This window comes from Neisseria sp. P0021.S006, from assembly GCF_051956895.1.
On record NZ_JBQCWZ010001026.1, the window covers coordinates 1 to 525 of the forward strand.

The 525-nt window shown below is 53.1% G+C and carries 1 protein-coding gene; it reads left to right on the forward strand.

The window, feature by feature from the left end:
* Positions 1-525, forward strand: a 525-nt coding sequence (locus ACTHUM_RS18525) for a DNA gyrase subunit A (protein ID WP_440403756.1), incomplete at both ends; no start/stop codon positions are given.

Below are 525 nucleotides of genomic sequence, written 5' to 3' on the forward strand. Positions count from 1 at the left end.
TTGTTACCGTAACACGTCGTCTGAAATTCCGCTTGAACCAAGTGGAAAAACGGCTGCACATCCTTGAAGGCCGTCTGAAAGTCTTTCTGCACATCGACGAAGTGATTAAAGTCATCCGCGAATCAGACGACCCGAAAGCCGATTTGATGGCGGTGTTCGGGCTGACCGAAATCCAAGCCGAAGACATTTTGGAAATCCGCCTGCGCCAGTTGGCACGTTTGGAAGGTTTCAAACTCGAAAAAGAATTGAACGAGTTGCGCGAAGAACAAGGCCGTCTGAATATCCTTTTGGGCGACGAAAACGAAAAGCGCAAGCTGATTATCAAAGAGATGCAGGCGGACATGAAGCAGTTCGGCGACGCGCGCCGCACGCTGGTGGAGGAGGCCGGACGCGCCGTGTTGACGCAGACTACCGCCGACGAACCCATCACGCTGATTTTGTCGGAAAAAGGCTGGATACGCAGCCGATCCGGACACAACCTTGATTTGAGCCAGACCGCGTTCAAAGAAGGCGACCGCCTCAAAC